This is a genomic window from Cupriavidus sp. 10L43_2 (genome assembly GCF_056395265.1).
The window spans coordinates 21,773-39,566 of sequence record NZ_JBFTJE010000011.1 but is presented as its reverse complement, the minus strand read 5'-3'; the positions used below and the strand labels follow the sequence as shown (position 1 = coordinate 39,566).

The following is a 17,794-nucleotide window of genomic DNA, read 5'->3' as shown; positions in this document are numbered from 1 at the left end:
CAGCGCCCTTACTCCAGCACAATCCCCCGCGCCTTCACCAGCGCGCCCCATTTGGCCACTTCGCTGTCGATGAATCCGGCAAAGTCGGCGCTGGTGCCGGGCGCCGGCTGCAGCCCGAGCGCCAGCAGCCGCTTGGTGACCTCCGGGTCGCCCAGCGCCTGCGTCGCATCCCGGTTCACCTGCTGGACGATGGCCGCCGGCGTGCGCGCCGGGGCGACGATTCCGAACCAGCCGTGCCCCACCACGCCGGGCACGCCCTGCTCGGCGAATGTCGGCGCATCCCGATAGACCGGCGTGCGGGCCTCCGCCGCCACGGCAATCACGCGCAGCTTGCCGGCCTGGATGAACGGCAGTGCCGTGGTGATCGCGGTGAGGGTGGCATCGACGCGGCCGGCCAGCAGTTCCGTGTAGGCGGTGGCGTCGCCCCGATAGTGCACGTTCAACGCCTTGAACCTGGCCTGCTGCGCGAACAGTTCCGCCGTCAGGTGCGGGCCGGAGCCGATGCCGGGCGAGGCGAACGTCACGCCATCGGGCTTCTTCTGGGCCAGTTTCACGAAGTCCGCCACCGTCTTGACGGGCGAGCTGGCGTTGACGATCAGGAAGATCGGCCCGAGCACACGCGGCCCCACGGCGACGAAGTCCTTGTGGATGTCGAACCGCTGCGACAGCCCCGCGCCCGTGTTGATCGCGAACGGCGCGGCGGCCCAGAGCAGGGTGTAGCCGTCAGGCGCGGCATGGGCCACCGTCTCGCTGGCCAGCCGCGTGCCGGCGCCGGGCTTGTTCTCCACGACCACCTGCTGGCCATACTTGCGGCTCAACGCCTCGGCCAGCACGCGCGCCGAGGTGTCGTTGGACCCGCCGGCCCCGTAGGGCGAAATCAGCCGCACCGGCTTGGCGGGGTAGGTCTCCCCGAACGCAGCGGGCGCCACGCCCGCCAGGGCCATGGCGCCGAGCAGGCGGCGGCGCGTCAGTTGTCGTGGCGTCACGCGGCACCTCCCGTGCGCTGGATGACCGGATACCGGTAGGTCTTGTCGAGGTGGGCGGCCTGCGGCACGTAGAGCCGCAGCGCCACGTAGAACGGCCCCGGCGGTGCCGGCAGCCAGTTGCCGTGCCGCGCCGGATCGGCCGGCGGCTGCGCGGAGAGCCACAGCGTGAGGCCCCCATCGGCACCGCGCTGGAGCGATGCCGAACGGTCCCCGAGCGAATAGCGGCCGATCGCGTTCGGCACCAGCATGCAGTCCTGTTTGTCGTACATCGTCAGCGACCAGAAGGCGCCGACCTGCGGCGGATTGTCGGCGGGGAAGTCGAGCCGGTATCCGTGCCGGCCGTCGAGCGGCTCGCCATCGCCGCTGCGGTCCGCAATCACGTACATCGCCTCCTGCACGCCCAATGCGCCGATATAGTTGCGCGCTACGTGCGCACGCTGTGCGAAGTTGTCGCCATACGAGTCGCGGACTTCGACCGACATCGCCCAGCCGCCGCCCATGTCCGAAGACTGGGGCACGGCCAGCGCCTCAAGCACGTTGTGCAGCGCCGCGCCCAGCCCATCGCGCTGGCTGGCATTGGGCACGACATCCGGACCGAGGCCGACGCTGGCGAAGCTTGCCACCAGCCCCGCCTCGGCAGCCGGGGGAGGATTCTCGCGCAGCGCCCGCGCGACGACTTCGGCGAAGCGTTGCGGATCCCCGAGCTGCTCGGCCGGATGCATGCCGGTATCGAACGGCTGCGCGGCGTCGGCGCCATCGAGCGTGGTCAGATGGATGGCGTCCTGCAGCGCGTGCACCACCGGCAGGTCCGCATCGCCATCCACCAACAGGCGGCCGATCATCCAGACGCCATCGGTCGGGCAGGGCACGGCCTGCATGTCCGCCGGCACCTCGCCACGCCACGACGGCCCGTGCAGCAGGAAGCGTCCCGCCGCCGTGCCCGTGGTGCGGCTGCCGATATAGCCGAACGGGTTCGTGTAGAAGTCGAGCAGGCCAAGCACGTAGTAGCGCCCGTTGAAGTCCGGCACATGCAGCACAACGGGCCCCTGCGAGAGATCGAGCCACGCGTTGGTGTAGAGCGTGTCGTTGTTCGGCGTGACGACTTGCCGGTGCTGCGGGCCCAGCAGCTCGCGCGTGTGGATCACGTGGTTGATCCAGCGCAGCGTGGATTCGGGGCCGTCGCCAGCGAACTTGCCGGCGCGGTTGCGTCGCGGACACGTGGCCGCACGCATGCGCGCCATCTCGTACAGCGGCAGCGTGTAGATCACGGCATCGCGCGCCAGCGCGGGTGTGCCGGTTACCTCTTGGGGCATGGTGTCTCCTGTCTTGTTCTGATGGACTGCTCAGCCGGCGCGGCGCACGGCGGGAATCGTGTACTGGCCTTCCATGAATGCCTGAGCCGGATGATAGAGCCGCAGGATCAGGTAGAACGGGCCTGCCGGCGCCGGCAGCCAGTTGTCATCCTGCGTGGGCCGCGCGTGGCCCACCGGTATCACCAGCGTGCCATCGGCCTCCATGCGCAGGCCCGGCGTGCGGTCGCCCACGGCATAGCGGCCGATGGCGTTGGCAGTGAAGAAACGGTCCTCGCCATAGAGGGACACCGACCAGAACGCATCGGCCGGCGGCAGCATGCCCGGCGCAAAGCGCAGCTCGTAGGCGTTGCGACCATCGAGCCGCTCGCCATCGGCGTCGAAGTCTGCCATGGCATAGACCGCTTCGTCCGCGCGCAGCGCGCCCAGCCCCTTCATGGCCGTGCAGGCGCGCAACAGCCAGTCGTCGCCATAGGTGCCGAGCCGCACGCTGTAGCCCCAGGCCTTGTGGCCCTGGCTGCGCGTGTGTGCCTCGATGATGGCCAGGCCCTGCTGGTAGGCGCTGCGCAGGCCGGCGACGACCGACGCCCGCAGCGAGGCGAAGTCGACATCCTCCCCGAGCCGCAGCCCCGCCTTGCGCAGCAGCGTGAACAGTCCCTGTTCGGCCGGCGCGGGCGGGAAATCGCCCATCGCGCGGTACAGGTTCTGGAAGAAGTCGATGGCCGCGTCGCCGCTGTCCTGCCATTGCTGAACGCTTGCGGGGCGCGCCGGCCCCGCGCTGCGCAGGATCTCGAAGCCCTGTTCGAACGCATAGGCGCGCGGGAGGTCGTCGGGGCCCTGCACCAGCGCGCGGCCGATCAGCCAGACCAGCGAGGTCGGCGCGTGTACGACCTGCGCGTGCGCGCCCGAAGGCTGCTGTCCGGGCCCGAGCAGTTGCACGTCCGCACCGGTGAGCGGCACGTTGCGCGGCCCGAGGTTCGTGAAGTTGTTGGTGTGGGCGTCGAGCAGTTCGATGACGTAGTAGCGGTCGGCATCAGGGAGCGGCGGCACGCGCAGCGTGACGGGACCATCGGCCAGATTCAGCCAGCCGCAGAAGTAGAGCAGGTCATTGGCGGGCGTCACGATGTCGCGGTCTTCGTGCGTCCACAGCCGCGCGCTGGCGGAGAGCGTGTTCATCGGCGCGCGGCCATAGCGCGTGGGCGCATCGACGGAAGTTTGCAGGCGGCAGGTGCGCAGCGTTTCGATCAGCGGATAGCCGTAGATCACGAGCGGCAGCGCGGCGGCGGCGACCAGGGCCTCCTGCGGGCTGGCATGGACGGGCGCGGCGAAGACGGGCGGTGCGGGATGGTTCATGTCGTTGGGCAAGGGGGAATGGAGTCAGCCGGGTTGGCGGAGCGTGATGACGGCGTCGGCGGCGCAGAGGCCATCGGCGCCGACGATGAATGGGTTGATCTCCAGCGTATCGAGCCGGTCCCCGAGGGCGGCAGCGGCGCGGGAGACCTTGACGAGCACCTCCGCCACCGCGTCGAGATCGAGGGGCGGGTGGCCCCGATGCCCGGTGCAGAGCGCCTCCGCCCGGCTCTGTGCGAGCATGGCGCGCGCGCGGGCGCGGCTCAGCGGGGCGAGTCCGAACGCCATCTGCCGGAAAATCTCGACGGCCGTGCCGCCGATGCCGGCCAGTGCGACGAGGCCGAACACGGGATCGCGCCGCACGCCGACCATGATCTCGCCCCAGCCGCGCACCATGCGGGCGATGATGGCGCCTTCGAAGTGCGCGGGCTGGCCATCGGGATCGCGCGACTGCAGCACGGCGGCTTGCACGCGCGCGAAGGCGTCGCGCACGGCGGCTGCGTCCTTGAGGTTGAGCACCACGCCGCCAATGTCGCTCTTGTGCAGGATGGTGCGCGAGCACAGCTTCACGGCCACCGGATAGCCGAGCGATTCCGCGATGCGCACGGCTTCGTCGGCGTCGTGCGCCACGCCATGCGCGGCCACCGGTACGCCGGCTTCGGCCAGCCACGCCATCGCTTCGGCTTCTGACAGCGCGGTAGCGTCATCGGGGAAATCGGGCGGGGCGATGGCAGCGGGCTTCGAGCTGTCCTCAGCCGGGACGCCAGCCAACGCTTCCATTGCCGCCGCCTTTGCGAGCGCAGCCACCGCTTCCATCGTGTGAGCCGGTTCGCGGAACACCAAACATCCACGGGATTCGAGCCAGGCGCGCTTCTCGTCGTCCATCACGCCCGATACCAGCAGCGGGGCGGACTCCGGTTCCGTGGCCAGCGTCGCCACGGTCTGCTGCAACTCGGTCCACAGGCGGGGCGCGTTGGCGCCGCCGGCCAGGAACGCCGCCACGCTGCCGTACTCGCCGCAACGCGCCACGCCGGCCAGCGCATCGAGAAAGATCTTCGGCTGCGACACGACCTGTCCGGTCACGTCGATCGGATTGGCGGTACTGGCGAACGGAATCGCGGTGCGCAACGCGTGGGCGGCTGCGTCGGGCATGGGCGGCAGCGGTAGCCCCAGCGACTCGGCGCTGTCCGCCATCATGATGCCGACGCCACCGGAGACCGTGACGATGGCCACCGGCGCCACGGCATCGGCCGGCAAGCCGCCGCGCGCGTGCCAGCGCGCAGGCCGGCGCCCACGCGCCAGCGTGTAGCCGAGGCGGAAGAACGCTTCCAGCGTTGGCGCGCGGTGCACGCCGTATTCGTCGAACACGGCCTGATAGACCGCATCCTCTCCCGCCAGACTGGCGGTGTGAGATTGCGCGGCGCTGGCGCCGGCAGCTGTGGTGCCGACCTTGGTCATCACCACCGGCTTGCCGGCGTCACGCGCGGCTGCCAGCGCGCGGCGCAGCCGTGCGCCGTCGCGGGCGCCTTCCATATAGGTCAGGATCACCCGGGTGTCGGGGTCGTGCGCCAGCCATTCGATCACATCGGCTACCTGCACGCCGGCTTCGTTGCCGGTGGTGACCCAGTGGCTCAGGCCAAGCCCGGCCTCGCGCGCCAGCGCAAACGCATACGCGCCGAACGCGCCGCTCTGGCTGACCAGACCGACTTCGCCCACGGGCGGCACGCCGGTCAGCGGGATGGGCGAGAACGTGGCGAACATGCGCGCGCGCAGGTTCATCGCCCCGAGGCAGTTGGGGCCGAGCAGTTGCACGCCGTGCGCCCGGGCGTTCGCCGCCAGCGTTTCTTGCAGCGCCGCGCCGCCGGCGACTTCCGCGAAGCCGGAGGTGAACACCACGGCAGCGCGGGTGCCGGCGCGGCCAAGCTGCGTCATCACGTCCGCCGCGCTGGCGGCGGGCACGGCCACGATGGCGAGGTCCACCGGCTCGCCGATGGCGTCGATGGTGGGATAGGCGCGCAGCCCCTGCACCGTGTCCGCGCCGGGATTCACCGGATAGACGCGGCCGGCATAGCCGAGTTCGCCGAGCAGGCGGATGGGCATGCCGCCCACCTTCTCGGGTTGTGTGGAGGCGCCGATGACCGCAATCGAGCGTGGACGCAGCAAGGGTTCCAGATCCAGCATGTTGTCTCCGTATGGCGCGGCGTGGGGCACCGCTTTTGCAGAAATATAGACCGATCGCCGGCGTTCCGATACCGGCCCGCCGACGTGCCTGCCGCTGGCGTCAGAAGCGGTGCCGCAGGCCCACGCTGATCGAGCGCGCGTCATCGCCGCTGCCCGGATCGATCGCGATGCTGTTGTTGGAGACGCTGCCGCCCGGGCTGTTGTGGACGTAGACCGCGCGCAGGTAGGCGGTGGTGCGCTTGCTCAGGTCGTGGTCCCAGCCGATGGTCATCGACCATGGCCGCTCGCCGCCGCCGAGCACCTGCCGCTTGAGCGCGGCGGCCTTGAAGGTGTCGCTCGCGGTGACGTTCCAGTTGAACGTGACGCCATAGTGGCGTGCCACGCGGGTATTGGGCAGGCGGCTGTTGGCGGTGCTGAACAGCACGCCGACTTCCACCGGCTTGAAGCGGTAGGAGCCGCCGACGAAGTGGTTGGACGTCAGCGCCGTCTCCACCTGCGGCGTGGCCGCGCCGGTGTACATCCCCTGATAGCTGTAAAACGCGTAGGCGTTGCCGGCCTCATAGGCCACGTTCATGCCGAAGTTCGTCCCGGAGCGCGGCGCCCCGGGCACTTCCCCCGGCGCCACCGCGGCGCCGAACGAGAACCCGCCCCAGGTGGGCGAGAAGTACTGCACGGCATTGTCGAAGCGCGCGCCGTAGGCCACCTGGCCCGTGCCCTGCGACGCCGTGGCGCTGAGCAGGTTGAACGGCGACACCATGCCGTTGAGCAGGAACGGGTCCAGCCGCAGCAGCGCGTAGAACGATGGCGTGTACTGGCGGCCGAGGCGGAACTCGCCCCATGTCTCGTTGGACAGGCCCATCCACGACTGGCGGCCGAACAGGCGGCCATTGCCGAAGAACTCGACGCCGGTGTCGATATTGAAGCCCGATTCGACCAGGAAGTTGGCCTTGGTGCCGCCGCCCAGATCCTCGATGCCGCGCAGGCCCCAGCGCGACGCGGCCTGCTGGCCCTCGCGCATGCGCACCACGCTCTCCGACCCCTTGGCGTACTCGATCGACGCATCGACCACACCGAACAACTGCACGGTCACCGCAGATGCGCTGCCGCATCCCACGGCCAGCCCCATGCCGATGGCACGTTGCACGCTTCGCCAGCGGCTCGACTTCTCTCTCATTGCTGTCTCCCGTTCTTTGTTTTGGATGTTGTGCTTTGACGTTCGGTTACTGAGGCGTTACGCCGGACACCTTCACCACCTCGCCCCAAGCCCCAAGGTCGGCGCGCACCAGCTCACCGAGTTCGCCGGGCGTGGAGGGCTTGCCCGGCTTCAGGTACATCGCGGCAAAGCGCTGCTGTTCCTCGGGCGACTGGAGGATGCGGTTCACCTCGGCATTGAGCCGATTGACGATCGGCGCCGGCAGGTTCTTCGGGCCGAACAGCGCGAGCCAGCTGGCCTGATTGAAGGGCGTGCCCTGTTCGCCCATGGTGGGCACGTCCGGCGTGGTCAGCCCCCGCTCCGGGCCGGAGGCGGCCACGGCCCGGATGCGGCCCGATTTCAGGTGCGGCACGGCAGAGAGCGAATCGGTGAAGGCAATCGTCACGTGCCCCGCTGCCAGGTCGTTGGTGCACTGGACGGCGCTCTTGTAGGGCACGTGCCGGAGGCGCATGCCGGTCTTGGCCTTCAGGTACTCCATGGTGAGGTGGCCGCCCGAGCCCACGCCCCAGGAGCAGTACGCCAGCTCGGTGGGGCTGGCCTTGACGTAGGCGACCAGCTCCTTGAGGTTGTGCACGGGCAGGGTGGACGTGACGACGAGCAGGTTGCCCCCGGGGGCGCTGGGCCGGGCGATCGGCGTGAAGTCCTTGAGCGGATCGTAGGGCAGGTTGGCCGTGATCCACGGGTTCACGGTCAGCGTGGCCGAGTAGGTGAAGAGCAGCGTGTAGCCGTCGGGCTCGGCGCGGGAAACCATCTCGCTGGCGATGATGCCGTTGGCGCCCGGGCGGTTATCCACCACCACCGGCTTCTTCAGCGCAATCGACAGTCGCTCGGCCACGAGGCGTGCGGTCTGGTCCGTCACACTGCCGGCCGCAGACGGCAGGATCATGCGAATGGGCCGATTGGGGTAGGGCGCCGTTTCGGCATGGCCCAGCGCGGGGCCCAGGGCGGACAACGTGGCCAGCGTGGCGAACGTTGAGGCAAGGGTCGGTAACACCCCGCGCGTGCCAGTGTGCTGGCTTTTCATCATGCTGTCTCCGTCGCGGCGCATTGGCCGCGCAAGCCGGTACGTTGCCGGCATGTCGTGGTTGGGCCCACATGCAGTGGGCCCGGGTGAATGCCGCTCAGGCGGATGCCGGGGCGGCGGATTCGAGTGCGTCCAGCCGGGCGAGGTGCCAGTCGGCATCGCCGAACAGGTTCGCCTGCGCGGCCAGCCGCTTGTAGCAGTGGCCGACCTCCATCTCGTCGGTCATGCCCACAGCGCCATGGAGCTGCACGGCGTCTTCACCGAGCGCGCGCCCGGCCGTGGAAACGAACGCCTTCGCGCAAGACACCGCGCGCATGCGCGTGGCGTCATCGGCCTGCAACGCGGCGGCAGCGGCTTCCGTGATGGCGCGGGCCTGCTCGATGCTGACGAACAGGTCGACCAGCCGGTGCCGGATCACCTGATTGGCGCTGAGCGGGCGGCCGAACTGCTGGCGCGTCATCACGTACTCCCGTGTCAGGGCGAAGGCCCGCGTCATCGCGCCCACCGCTTCGGCGCAGGCCATGACCGTGGCGCGGTCGATGGCGGCCTGCACCATCGGCCAGGCCACGCCGGCGGGGCCGATGCGCGTGTCGTCCGCCACCAGCACGCGTCGCAGCGTGACGGTGGCGGTCTGGCGGCCGTCGTAGGTGGGTAACGCCTGCACGCTGACGCCGCGCGCGCTGGCCGGCACCGCGAACAGGGTCAGCCCCTGGCGGTCGCGGCGCGTGCCTTCGGTACGGGCCAGCACCAGCAGCACATCGGCACATCCGCCCCCGAGCACGAGCGTCTTGCTGCCGTCGAGCACCCACTGCGCCGCGCCGCGCGGTTCGGCCTGCGTGGTGACGTCGAAGGCGTCGTGGCGGCCCTGCACCTCGAAGGCGGCCAGCGCGGCGAAGCTCTCCCCGGCGGCGATGGCCTCGGCCATGGCGAGATGCGCCGCGCTGCCGGCGTTCGCCAGCAGCGGCGCGCACAGGGCGACGTTGGCCAGCCACGGCTCGGCCGGCATGGCCTGCCCCAGCGCCTCGGCCAGCAGGGCCTGATCCATGTCGTCACCGAGTCCGCCGCAGGCTTCGGGCAGGCCGAGCGCCAGCCAGCCCATCTCGGCGAAGGTGCGCCAATGCTTGCGCGAGAATCCATCGGGCTCTGCCAGCGCGGCCCGGCGCTGGGCGAAGTCATAGCCGCGCGCCACAAAGCGCTCCACGCTTTCCTGCAGCATGCGGCGCTCTTCGATGCGCGCGTCGTCGCGGTCTTCCATGCTTGAGTGTCCTGTCATGTCGTGTGGAGGTGCCGTCCCTCAGAGTCCGAGTACCTGCTTGGCGAGCAGCTCGTGCTGAATCTCGCTGGATCCGCCGGCGATGGTGTAGCCACGCGTCACGAAGCGGCGCGCCGAGGCGGCGGGCGCGTACTGCGAGCGATCCGGCTGCGTGGCGGGCGGTTCGAAGTGCGCGGCGCGGTCATAGGCCAGCGTGTCCGGGCCGAGCGCATCCACCGCAAGGTTCTCGATGTCCTGGATCAGCCGGCTGCCGATCAGCTTGAGCATGCCGGTCTCCGGACCGAGTGCGCCGCCGGCCCGTTCGAGCCGCCGGAAGCGCAGCACCGTGGCGGCCAGCGTTTCCAGCCGCACTTCCAGTTCCCGCAGCCGCCGCGCGAACCACGGGCGGCGCAGCAGCGGTTCGCCGGCTTCCTCCACCTCGGCGCCAATCGCCCGCACCTTGGCCAGCCGCCGGCGATTCTCGGCCACGCGGGCGAGGTTCAGCCGCTCATGTTCCAGCAGGGACTTGGCGATCGACCAGCCCGCGTTCTCCTCGCCGACGCGCATGTCCACCGGCACTTCCACGTCATCGAGAAACACCTGATTGAACAGGTGCCAGCCGTGAATGCCGATCAGCGGCCGTACGCTGACGCCGGGGCTGCGCATGTCGATCAGCAGGAAGCTGATGCCCTGCTGGGCGCGCGCCTCGGTGTCGGTGCGCACGAGGCAGAACATCCAGTCCGCGTACTGGGCGTAGGACGTCCAGATCTTGCTGCCGTTGACCACGTAGACCTCGGTGCCGTCCGGGCGCGTGCGGCGCACCGCGCGGGTGCCCAGCGAGGCGAGATCCGAGCCGGCATTCGGCTCCGAGTAGCCCTGGCACCACCAGTGTTCGAGATTGAGGATGCGCGGCAGGAAGTGCTGCTGCTGCGCGGCCGTGCCGTAGCGGATCAGGATCGGGCCGATCATTTCGATCGAGATACCGCCCGTCTCGGGCGCGTGGGCCAGCACCAGCTCTTCCTGCAGCACGGCGCGCTGCGCGGCGCTCCAGTCAGCCCCTTGCCAGGCGGCCGGCCAGTGCGGCGCGAGCCATCCGCGCGCGGCCAGCCGGCGCTGCCAGTCGATCATCTCGTCCTTGTTGACTTCCAGCCCGAGGCGCACTTTCTCGCGCACGGGCGGGGGCAGGGCTTCCGCCACGAAGGCGCGGACCTCGTGACGCAGTGCTTCGAACTCAGCCATGAGGGGTCTCCTTGTCGGCGCAGGCATCGAACCATTCGGCCGGCGGTCGGCGCGTGCTGGCGGCGCGCAGGCTGCCCTTGATGGCGGCCACCGCTTCGGCGGGGAAGCCGGCAATCGTGGTGGCCAAGGTCTGGGCGCGAGCGACGACGTCCGCGTCGGCAATGACTTCCGTCGCGATGCCCAGCCGCAGCAGGTCGCTGGCCGGCACGCGCTCGCCCAGCAGGCACAGCCGGGCCGCCACGGCCTCGCTGTGCCCCAGGGCCAGCCACGCGATATTGCGCGGCGCATTCATGCCGATGCGCACCTCCGCGATCTGCAGGAATGCGCGCTCCCCGCAGACGAGCAGATCGCCAGCCAGCGCCAGCGCGGCGCCGCCGTTCACCGCGTGCCGTTCGAGCGCCACGATCCACGCCTTGCGGCTGCGCATCAGGCCGCCATGCACGCGGTCCCAGCGTGCTGCGAAGCCGTTCATGCCGGCCGGATGGGCCTGCAACGCTTTCAAGTCGAGGCCGGAGCAGAACGCGCCATTGGCGCCGCGCAGCACCACCGCCCGCAAGCCGGGCTCGCGTTCGAGCGTTTCGATGGCCTCGCCGAGCGCTTCGGCGGTGGCCATGTCGATGGCGTTGCGGGTTTCCGGCCGGTTCAGCGTGATCTCGGCCCAGCCCTCGTGCCGGTCGATCAGGATGGGGGTGTCGGCTGTCATGTGCTGGCCTCCGTGGTGTCGAGCGATTCAATGGCGATGGCGCGTGCCTGCGCCATCGTGCGGATCGCGACGTCGTCATAGCCGAGTTCGCGCAGCACCGCTGCGGTGTGCTCGCCCAGCCGCGCCACGGCGGGCGTGGCGGCGGGAGGCAGGCTGGCCATCGTGAAGGGCAGGCCCGGGAGGGCGATCTCGCCGCCGAGGCCGTCGCCGACGCGCATCAGCAGGCCGCTCGCCAGCACATCGGCGCTGCGTTCCACCTGCTGGTAGTCGCGCACCACGCCCACCACCACCTGATGGCGTTCCAGCAGCGCGCGCGCTTGTTCACCGGTGTAGCCGCGCAGGGCGGCGTGCAGCACGTCCAGCAGGGCAGGGCGGTTTTTCACCCGCAGCGGGTTGCTCGCGAAACGCGGATCCTGGGCCAGCGCGGGTTGTCCGATGGCATCGCACAGCCGCGCCCAGTGTTCGTCGAGATAGGCCGACAGCACGATATGGCCATCGGCCACGGCGATAACATCCGCCGCCGGCGCCGCCTTCGGCTGGCTGTTGCCGCTGCGCACCGGCAGGGCGCCCGAGCACTGGTATTCGGACCAGAGTTGCGCCTGGAGCTGGATGCCCACGGTCAGCAGCGAGGTCTCGATGGTTTCGCCCTGGCCGGTGCGCAGGCGCCGGAACAGCGCGGCGAGGATGGCGTTCGAGGTGGCGAGCGCCGTGGCGGCGTCGATCAGGGCGAAGCCGGCCTTCAGGGGCTGGCCGCCCGCTTCGCCTGTCACCGACATCATGCCGCTTTCGGCTTGGGCCGCGATGTCGAGCCCGGGCCGCAGGCGCGACGGACCGCGCGTGCCAAAGCCGGTGACGGAGGCATGGATCAGCGCCGGTTTCGCGGTGCGCAGCGTGGCGGCGTCGAGGCCGATCGATTCCATCGTCCCCGGCCGCGCGTTGTGAAGCACCACGTCGCAAGACAAGGCGAGCCGGCGGGCGGCTTCCGCGCCGGCCGGCTGGCGCAGGTCCAGCGCCATGCCGCGCTTGCCACGGTTGTAGGCCAGGAACATCGGGCTTTGCGAGCTGGTACCGTCGAAGCGCCGCGCGCTGTCCCCGCGCAGCGGTTCCACCTTGATCACATCGGCGCCCAGGTCGGCCAGCATCATCGCGGCGCCGGGGGCGGCAATGAACTGGCCGAACTCGGCCACGCGGATGCCTGCCAGGGGCAGGTCTTCTGGAATTGCCATCGATCTCTCGTTTCATGACGATGCGGGGCATCGATGGAAGGGGATGATGGGCCACGCATTGCAATGCCAATAGCCTCCGCAACACGCGGTGTGTGAACCCACGGTTAGCACCTCGGGTTATCACTGATGCCCGCAAATCCCGCTATGCTCGCGGAGCAGGGCGTTATCACACGGTCTTTCGGGAGGAGGCGAGTCATGCGTCTGAGCCAATTGCAGGATTTCATTGCCGTGGCGGAAAGCGGCAGCATTCGCGCCGGCGCCAAGGTGCGCGACGTGTCGGCGCCGGCCATCACCAAGAGCATCCGGCAGCTCGAGGAAGAGCTGCACGTGCCACTTCTGACGCGCACCACGCGCGGCGTGGTGCTGTCCCGCTTTGGCGATGCGTTCCTGCGCCGGGCGCGCCTGATCGCCACCGAGGCGCGCAAGGCCACGGACGAGATGACCCAGATGCTGGGCACGCGCAACGGCACGGTGCGCATCGGCGCCACGGGCGGGCCGGCCAACCTGCTGCTGCCGGCGGTGCTGAAGCGCTTCCGCACCCAGCATCCGGACGTGCAGGTCTGCATCGACAGCGGCGTTTATCCCGAGCATCTGGCCGACCTGCGCGCCGGCGTGATGGACATGGCGGTGAGCCCGATTCCCGATGAAGGCATCGAACGCGAATTTGTCTGCGAGACGCTGTACCACAACGATTCGGTGGTGGTGGCGCATCAGGAGCATCCGCTGCGCCATGCGCGGACGTTGCGCGAGCTGGTCAATTCCGACTGGGTGCTGACCGGTCGGCGCATGCAGGGCCCGGGCGCGGCGATCCTGGACGCCTTCCGCGCGCTCGACCTGCCGCTGCCCCGCGTGGCGGTGCGCTGCGACACCATCGGCATGATCCAGACGCTGCTGCAGGACCGCTCGCTGCTGTGCCTGCTGCCGCGCCAACTGGTGCCGGGGCGCCTGGCCACGGCTGGTCTGGTGGCGTTGCCGATCGAAGACCCGCTGCCGAGCCATGCGGTCAGCCTGATCTACCGCGCCGATTCGCCGATGACGCCGGTGGCGGAGCAGTTCGCCACCCTGCTGCGCCGCGAGGTGCATTACATGAGCAAGATGCCGGACAGCCCGCTGCGGCGACAGGTGCCGCACCCGGCACCTGCGGCCCGCGCCACCCCGGCCCCGATCGCCCCGATCGCCCCGATCGCCCCGATCGCCCCGATGGCGGCTGGCTAGCGCAGCCACCGCGCGCCGGGAACTCCCTGCGCCACGCAGGTGATAACCGGCGGTTCACAGCGAAAATTTCCGATCCATCGCCAGGGCGCCCCGGCGCTGGCGCCGCAGGCTGCGCGCCGTGCCGGCCGGGGACTTTCCCCACTGACGATAGTGCGCCGTCTGCGCGTGAATATCCCTTCGCCAAACTGGAAGGGATGCCATGAACGAGATCGAGGATCGTCCGGCCGCACTGATCACCGGCAAGGGGATCGACCGCATTGCCGAGGGTGTCTGGCTGCTGCATGGACAGGGCCAGACCTTCGTCGCTGACGTCGGCGACGGCCTGCTGGTGGTGGACAGCGGCCCCGGCGGGTCCGTGACGGCCGGCATGATCGAGGCGCTGCGCACGCAGACCGAACTGCCGGTGATCGCGCTCTGCTACAGCCACGGCCACCTCGGCTACAACGCCGGCGTGCAGCAGTGGATCGACCATGCCACGCAGCGCGGCGAACCGGCCCCGCGTGTGCTGGCCCATGTGAACGTGCTGGCGCGCCAGAGCCGCTACCGCGAAACGCAGCGGCTGCAGGAGCGCATGGCCGAGATCCAGTTCCGGCATCGCGCCGGGGCGCTGGCCGGCAAGCTGCGGCATACCACGCCGTCCGAGACGTTCCGGGACGGCATGACCGTGGGTCATGGCGAACAGCGCGCAGAGATTCTCTGGGCACCCTCCGAGACCGACGACGCCGTGGCGGTCTGGCTGCCCGGCCGGCGGCTGCTCTATGGCGGCCCGGCCATCATCGATTCCATTCCCAATATCGGCACCCCGTTCCGCACCATGCGCGACACCGTGCGCTGGGCCGAGACGCTGGAACGGCTGGCCGGCCTGCGCCCGCAGACCGTGGTGCGCGAGTTCGGCGCCACGCTGGAAGGGGAGGACATCTGCCAGCACGTGCTGCTGCACACGGCGCGGGCCTTGCGCTGGATGCGCCAGGAAGTGGTCCGCCTGATGAACGCCGGCTGCAACGAGCGGGAGATGCTGGCCGCGCTGCGGCCGCCGCCGGACCTGTTCGAGCAGCCGTGGATGCGGCCGACCTACGGCGACCCGAGCTATATCGCCCGCGATATCTATCGCTCCGAAAACGGCTGGTGGGACCGCAACGCCACCACGCTGCATCCAGCCCCGCCGCAGCAGGTGGCCAGCGAGATCGCGGCGGCCATCGACAACCATGGCGCGGTGGTGCGCCATGCCCAGGCGCTGGCCGCGCGTGGCGACCTGCAACTGGCGCTGCATGTGATCGACCTGCTGGCGCTGGCGCCCGGCGATGCGCCGCACGTGGTCGAGGCGCGCCAGCTCAAGGCGGAATGGCTGCGCGCACGGGCCAAACAGGTGCAGAGCTACGTGTCGCGCAGCCTGTACGTGGCTGCGGCCACGGTGCTGGAGGCGGGCGCCGATGACAACTTCGGCATGCATTGAGGGATGGCGATGACACGACTCCTCTCCCTTCCCGATGACGACGAGACAGACGCCGGGCGCCGCAGGCTGCTGAAGTCGATGGCGATGCTTGGGCTCGCCGCCGCCGTAAATCCGATCCGAGCGACCCGTGCCGCCAACCCGTGGCCGTCCCGCCCGGTGCGGCTGGTGGTGCCGGGGTCCGCCGGCAGCGGTCCGGACCTGTTCGCCCGGCCTATCGCCGACCAACTCGGCAAGGTCCTCGGCCAGTCCTTCGTGATCGACAACAAGCCCGGCGCCACCGGCATCATCGGCAATGACATCGTGGCCAAGGCCGCGCCGGACGGCCATACGCTGCTGTTCACCTACGCGGCGACGGTGGTCATCAACCAGACCCTGCAGCCGAAGATGCCGTATGACGGGCTGCGCGACCTGATCCCCGTGGTGCAGGTCGGCGGCGGCGGCAACTTCCTGGCGGTAACGCCGGACTTCCCGGCGCGCGACCTGAAGTCCTTCGTCGAGCACGTGCGCTCGCGGCCGGACGCCTACGACTACGCGTCGTGGGGCATCGGCTCCGGCGGCCATCTGACCATGGAGGCCCTGAAGATGCAGACGGGCATCCGCCTCCGGCATGTGCCGTACAAGACCGTGCCGCAGATCCTGAACGACATGCAGGGTGGCATCGTGCGGGTGGCCTTTGTCGATACCTCCTCGTCGGTGCCGCTGATCCGTGCCGGCAAGCTGCGCGCGCTGGCCATCAGCGGCACCCGGCGCGGGCCGGCCACGCCCGAGGTGCGGACCATGACCGAGCAGGGCTATCCATTCGAGACGAATAGCTGGTACGGCATGTTCGCGCCGGCGGGCACCAGCGCCGCTATCGTGCAGCGGCTGAACGCGGAGGTGAACCGGATCCTGACCAGCCCGGACATGCGCGAGCGCTTCCTGCTGCTGAATATGGCGATGCCGCCGGTCAAGACGCCGGAGCAGTTCGCGCAGACCGTGCGCGACGATGTCTCGGTCTGGGGCAACGTGATCCGCACCAACCACATCACCGTCGACTGACCAACAAAAAGGGCGGGTGGGCGATGAGAGCAAGACCGCGCGGACCGATAATCTGCGCTTAAGGAAATCGCGGTAGGCTGTGGTCCCCACAACTGTGCCGACGCTCACCCGTGCGCCCGATGGACGGTCATCTTCATATCCACAACCTGACCGGCCATGGCCGGGGTCCCTATACCTTCGACGTGCCGCCGGGCAAATGCACGGTGCTGTCTGGCGCGTCCGGTAGCGGCAAGAGCCTTTTGCTGCGCATGATTGCCGACCTCGACCCCAATGACGGCGACGTGCGGCTCGGCAATCTGTCGCGCGAGGCCCTGAGCGGGCCGGCCTGGCGGCGCGAGGTCATCTATGTGGCCGCCGAGTCGGGCTGGTGGGCCGACGATGTGCGCGCCCATTTCGGCGAAGAGGACGCGATCGACCCCCGGCTCGACCAACTGGCCCGGCATCTTTGCCTGCGCGCGGACATCCTCGCGGCCCCCGTCAGCCATCTCTCCACCGGCGAGCGGCAACGCCTGGCGTTGCTGCGGGCTGTCATGCGCCGGCCGCGCTTCCTGCTGCTCGATGAGCCCACGTCCGCGCTGGACCGCGATACCACACTCGCCGTGGAAGCGGTGCTGAAGCGGGTGATGACCGAAGGCATCGGCCTCCTGGTGGTCTCCCATAACGAGGAACAGGCGGCCCGGCTGCGCAATGCGCAGTTCCGGCTGTGCCAGAACGGGCTGGAGGCCGTGTCCCCATGAGTCCGATCCTGTTGACCACGGGCGATCTGGTGCTCGCCAGCCTGCTGATCGTGGCGGGCGCCGCGCTGTCGCTGGTGATGTCCCTGGACATCCATCGCACCCTGCTGTGGGCGGCGGTGCGCATGGTGGTGCAGCTGATGCTGGTGGGGTTGATCCTGCGGGCGGTATTTGAGCTGTCGTCGCCGTGGGTGACGCTGCTGGTGGTGCTGGCCATGATCCTGGCCGCCGCGCGCGAGGCCGGCAGCCGGCAGGAGCGCCGCTTCGATGCGCGCTGGCAGTTCATCATCGGGCTGGCCACGGTGAGCGTGCCCACGCTGGTCATCACGGTGCTGGCGCTGGTCACGGCGCTGCGGCCTTCACCGTGGTACGACGCCCGCCACGCCATCCCGCTGGCCGGCATCATCCTCGGGAATGCGATGAATGCCGCCAGCCTGACGCTGCAGGCCACCTTCACGGCCGCCTGGCACCAGCGCCAGGCCATCGACGCGCGGCTGGCACTGGGCGACGACCGCCACACGGCCCTGCGTCCCATCCTTCGCCAGGCCGTGCGCAGCGGGTTGCTGCCGACCGTGAACACCATGGCGGCGGCCGGCATCATCACGCTGCCCGGCATCATGACCGGCCAGATCCTCGCGGGGATGGACCCGATCGACGCCGCACGCTACCAGATCCTGCTGATGTTCCTGCTGGCCGGCGGCAGCCTGCTGGCGGTGGTGCTGGCCGCCTGGCTGGCCGCGTGGCGGCTGACCGACGCCCGGCATCGGCTGCGGCTGGACCGCCTGCAGGTGCGGTGAAGCCTGCCGCGCCGGCTTACCAGCGCGTGCTCACCGTGGCAATCACCGTGCGGCCGTTGCCGTAGTAGCACTG

At 69.8% G+C, this 17,794-nt stretch carries 15 protein-coding genes; 5 read left to right on the top strand and 10 right to left on the bottom strand.

Annotation, left to right across the window (positions count from 1 at the left end; translation table 11 throughout):
• Window positions 1–8 precede the first annotated feature (8 nt).
• From AC1DEL_RS16590 to AC1DEL_RS16545, 10 genes are all read right to left on the bottom strand, one after another.
• Window positions 9–986 (bottom strand): Bug family tripartite tricarboxylate transporter substrate binding protein, encoded by a 978-nt coding sequence (locus AC1DEL_RS16590; RefSeq protein ID WP_092297346.1) that lies wholly within the window; start codon window positions 984–986, stop codon window positions 9–11.
• Window positions 983–2,299 (bottom strand): DUF1254 domain-containing protein, encoded by a 1,317-nt coding sequence (locus AC1DEL_RS16585; RefSeq protein WP_092297349.1) that lies wholly within the window; start codon window positions 2,297–2,299, stop codon window positions 983–985. Before AC1DEL_RS16585 ends, AC1DEL_RS16590 begins: the two co-directional genes overlap by 4 nt.
• Before the next feature lie 30 nt (window positions 2,300–2,329).
• Window positions 2,330–3,649, bottom strand: a complete 1,320-nt coding sequence (locus tag AC1DEL_RS16580; protein WP_477126014.1) for a DUF1254 domain-containing protein — start codon at window positions 3,647–3,649, stop codon at window positions 2,330–2,332.
• 24 nt (window positions 3,650–3,673) lie between these two features.
• Window positions 3,674–5,827, bottom strand: a complete 2,154-nt coding sequence (locus AC1DEL_RS16575) for an acetate--CoA ligase family protein (RefSeq protein WP_477113422.1) — start codon at window positions 5,825–5,827, stop codon at window positions 3,674–3,676.
• Window positions 5,828–5,927: 100 nt separating this feature from the next.
• A complete protein-coding gene (locus AC1DEL_RS16570) occupies window positions 5,928–7,001 on the bottom strand; it encodes a porin (RefSeq protein WP_441592933.1) in 1,074 nt (357 codons plus the stop codon).
• Window positions 7,002–7,047: 46 nt separating this feature from the next.
• The gene (locus tag AC1DEL_RS16565) at window positions 7,048–8,064 is read right to left on the bottom strand and encodes a Bug family tripartite tricarboxylate transporter substrate binding protein (protein WP_477126047.1); all 1,017 of its coding nucleotides are present in this window, start codon (window positions 8,062–8,064) and stop codon (window positions 7,048–7,050) included.
• Between the two features lie 97 nt (window positions 8,065–8,161).
• Window positions 8,162–9,319, bottom strand: a complete 1,158-nt coding sequence (locus AC1DEL_RS16560) for an acyl-CoA dehydrogenase family protein (protein ID WP_477126013.1) — start codon at window positions 9,317–9,319, stop codon at window positions 8,162–8,164.
• 39 nt (window positions 9,320–9,358) lie between these two features.
• Window positions 9,359–10,555: an acyl-CoA dehydrogenase family protein gene (locus AC1DEL_RS16555; RefSeq protein ID WP_477126012.1), complete on the bottom strand. Its 1,197-nt coding sequence runs from the start codon at window positions 10,553–10,555 to the stop codon at window positions 9,359–9,361.
• On the bottom strand, window positions 10,548–11,258 hold the full coding sequence (locus AC1DEL_RS16550) for an enoyl-CoA hydratase/isomerase family protein (RefSeq protein WP_477126011.1): 711 nt from the start codon (window positions 11,256–11,258) through the stop codon (window positions 10,548–10,550). Before AC1DEL_RS16550 ends, AC1DEL_RS16555 begins: the two co-directional genes overlap by 8 nt.
• The gene (locus AC1DEL_RS16545; RefSeq protein ID WP_477126010.1) at window positions 11,255–12,484 is read right to left on the bottom strand and encodes a CaiB/BaiF CoA transferase family protein; all 1,230 of its coding nucleotides are present in this window, start codon (window positions 12,482–12,484) and stop codon (window positions 11,255–11,257) included. Before AC1DEL_RS16545 ends, AC1DEL_RS16550 begins: the two co-directional genes overlap by 4 nt.
• Before the next feature lie 195 nt (window positions 12,485–12,679).
• Between AC1DEL_RS16545 and AC1DEL_RS16540 the strand changes: the two genes are divergently transcribed.
• From AC1DEL_RS16540 to AC1DEL_RS16520, 5 genes are all read left to right on the top strand, one after another.
• Complete coding sequence (locus AC1DEL_RS16540; RefSeq protein WP_477113424.1) at window positions 12,680–13,699, top strand: LysR family transcriptional regulator; 1,020 nt, start codon at window positions 12,680–12,682, stop codon at window positions 13,697–13,699.
• Between the two features lie 199 nt (window positions 13,700–13,898).
• A complete protein-coding gene (locus AC1DEL_RS16535; protein WP_477126009.1) occupies window positions 13,899–15,152 on the top strand; it encodes an alkyl sulfatase dimerization domain-containing protein in 1,254 nt (417 codons plus the stop codon).
• 9 nt (window positions 15,153–15,161) lie between these two features.
• Complete coding sequence (locus AC1DEL_RS16530) at window positions 15,162–16,190, top strand: Bug family tripartite tricarboxylate transporter substrate binding protein (protein ID WP_477126008.1); 1,029 nt, start codon at window positions 15,162–15,164, stop codon at window positions 16,188–16,190.
• Window positions 16,191–16,309: 119 nt separating this feature from the next.
• Window positions 16,310–16,927 (top strand): ABC transporter ATP-binding protein, encoded by a 618-nt coding sequence (locus AC1DEL_RS16525; protein WP_092297370.1) that lies wholly within the window; start codon window positions 16,310–16,312, stop codon window positions 16,925–16,927.
• The gene (locus tag AC1DEL_RS16520) at window positions 16,924–17,721 is read left to right on the top strand and encodes an ABC transporter permease (RefSeq protein ID WP_477126007.1); all 798 of its coding nucleotides are present in this window, start codon (window positions 16,924–16,926) and stop codon (window positions 17,719–17,721) included. Before AC1DEL_RS16525 ends, AC1DEL_RS16520 begins: the two co-directional genes overlap by 4 nt.
• Window positions 17,722–17,794: the final 73 nt, after the last annotated feature.

Coding starts and splice junctions, on each gene's coding strand:
- AC1DEL_RS16585 (WP_092297349.1), bottom strand. CDS start 2,299: ATGCCCCAAGAGGTAACCGGCACACCCGCGCTGGCGCGCGATGCCGTG.
- AC1DEL_RS16580 (WP_477126014.1), bottom strand. CDS start 3,649: ATGAACCATCCCGCACCGCCCGTCTTCGCCGCGCCCGTCCATGCCAGC.
- AC1DEL_RS16575 (WP_477113422.1), bottom strand. CDS start 5,827: ATGCTGGATCTGGAACCCTTGCTGCGTCCACGCTCGATTGCGGTCATC.
- AC1DEL_RS16570 (WP_441592933.1), bottom strand. CDS start 7,001: ATGAGAGAGAAGTCGAGCCGCTGGCGAAGCGTGCAACGTGCCATCGGC.
- AC1DEL_RS16565 (WP_477126047.1), bottom strand. CDS start 8,064: ATGAAAAGCCAGCACACTGGCACGCGCGGGGTGTTACCGACCCTTGCC.
- AC1DEL_RS16560 (WP_477126013.1), bottom strand. CDS start 9,319: ATGGAAGACCGCGACGACGCGCGCATCGAAGAGCGCCGCATGCTGCAG.
- AC1DEL_RS16555 (WP_477126012.1), bottom strand. CDS start 10,555: ATGGCTGAGTTCGAAGCACTGCGTCACGAGGTCCGCGCCTTCGTGGCG.
- AC1DEL_RS16550 (WP_477126011.1), bottom strand. CDS start 11,258: ATGACAGCCGACACCCCCATCCTGATCGACCGGCACGAGGGCTGGGCC.
- AC1DEL_RS16545 (WP_477126010.1), bottom strand. CDS start 12,484: ATGGCAATTCCAGAAGACCTGCCCCTGGCAGGCATCCGCGTGGCCGAG.
- AC1DEL_RS16540 (WP_477113424.1), top strand. CDS start 12,680: ATGCGTCTGAGCCAATTGCAGGATTTCATTGCCGTGGCGGAAAGCGGC.
- AC1DEL_RS16535 (WP_477126009.1), top strand. CDS start 13,899: ATGAACGAGATCGAGGATCGTCCGGCCGCACTGATCACCGGCAAGGGG.
- AC1DEL_RS16530 (WP_477126008.1), top strand. CDS start 15,162: ATGACACGACTCCTCTCCCTTCCCGATGACGACGAGACAGACGCCGGG.
- AC1DEL_RS16525 (WP_092297370.1), top strand. CDS start 16,310: ATGGACGGTCATCTTCATATCCACAACCTGACCGGCCATGGCCGGGGT.
- AC1DEL_RS16520 (WP_477126007.1), top strand. CDS start 16,924: ATGAGTCCGATCCTGTTGACCACGGGCGATCTGGTGCTCGCCAGCCTG.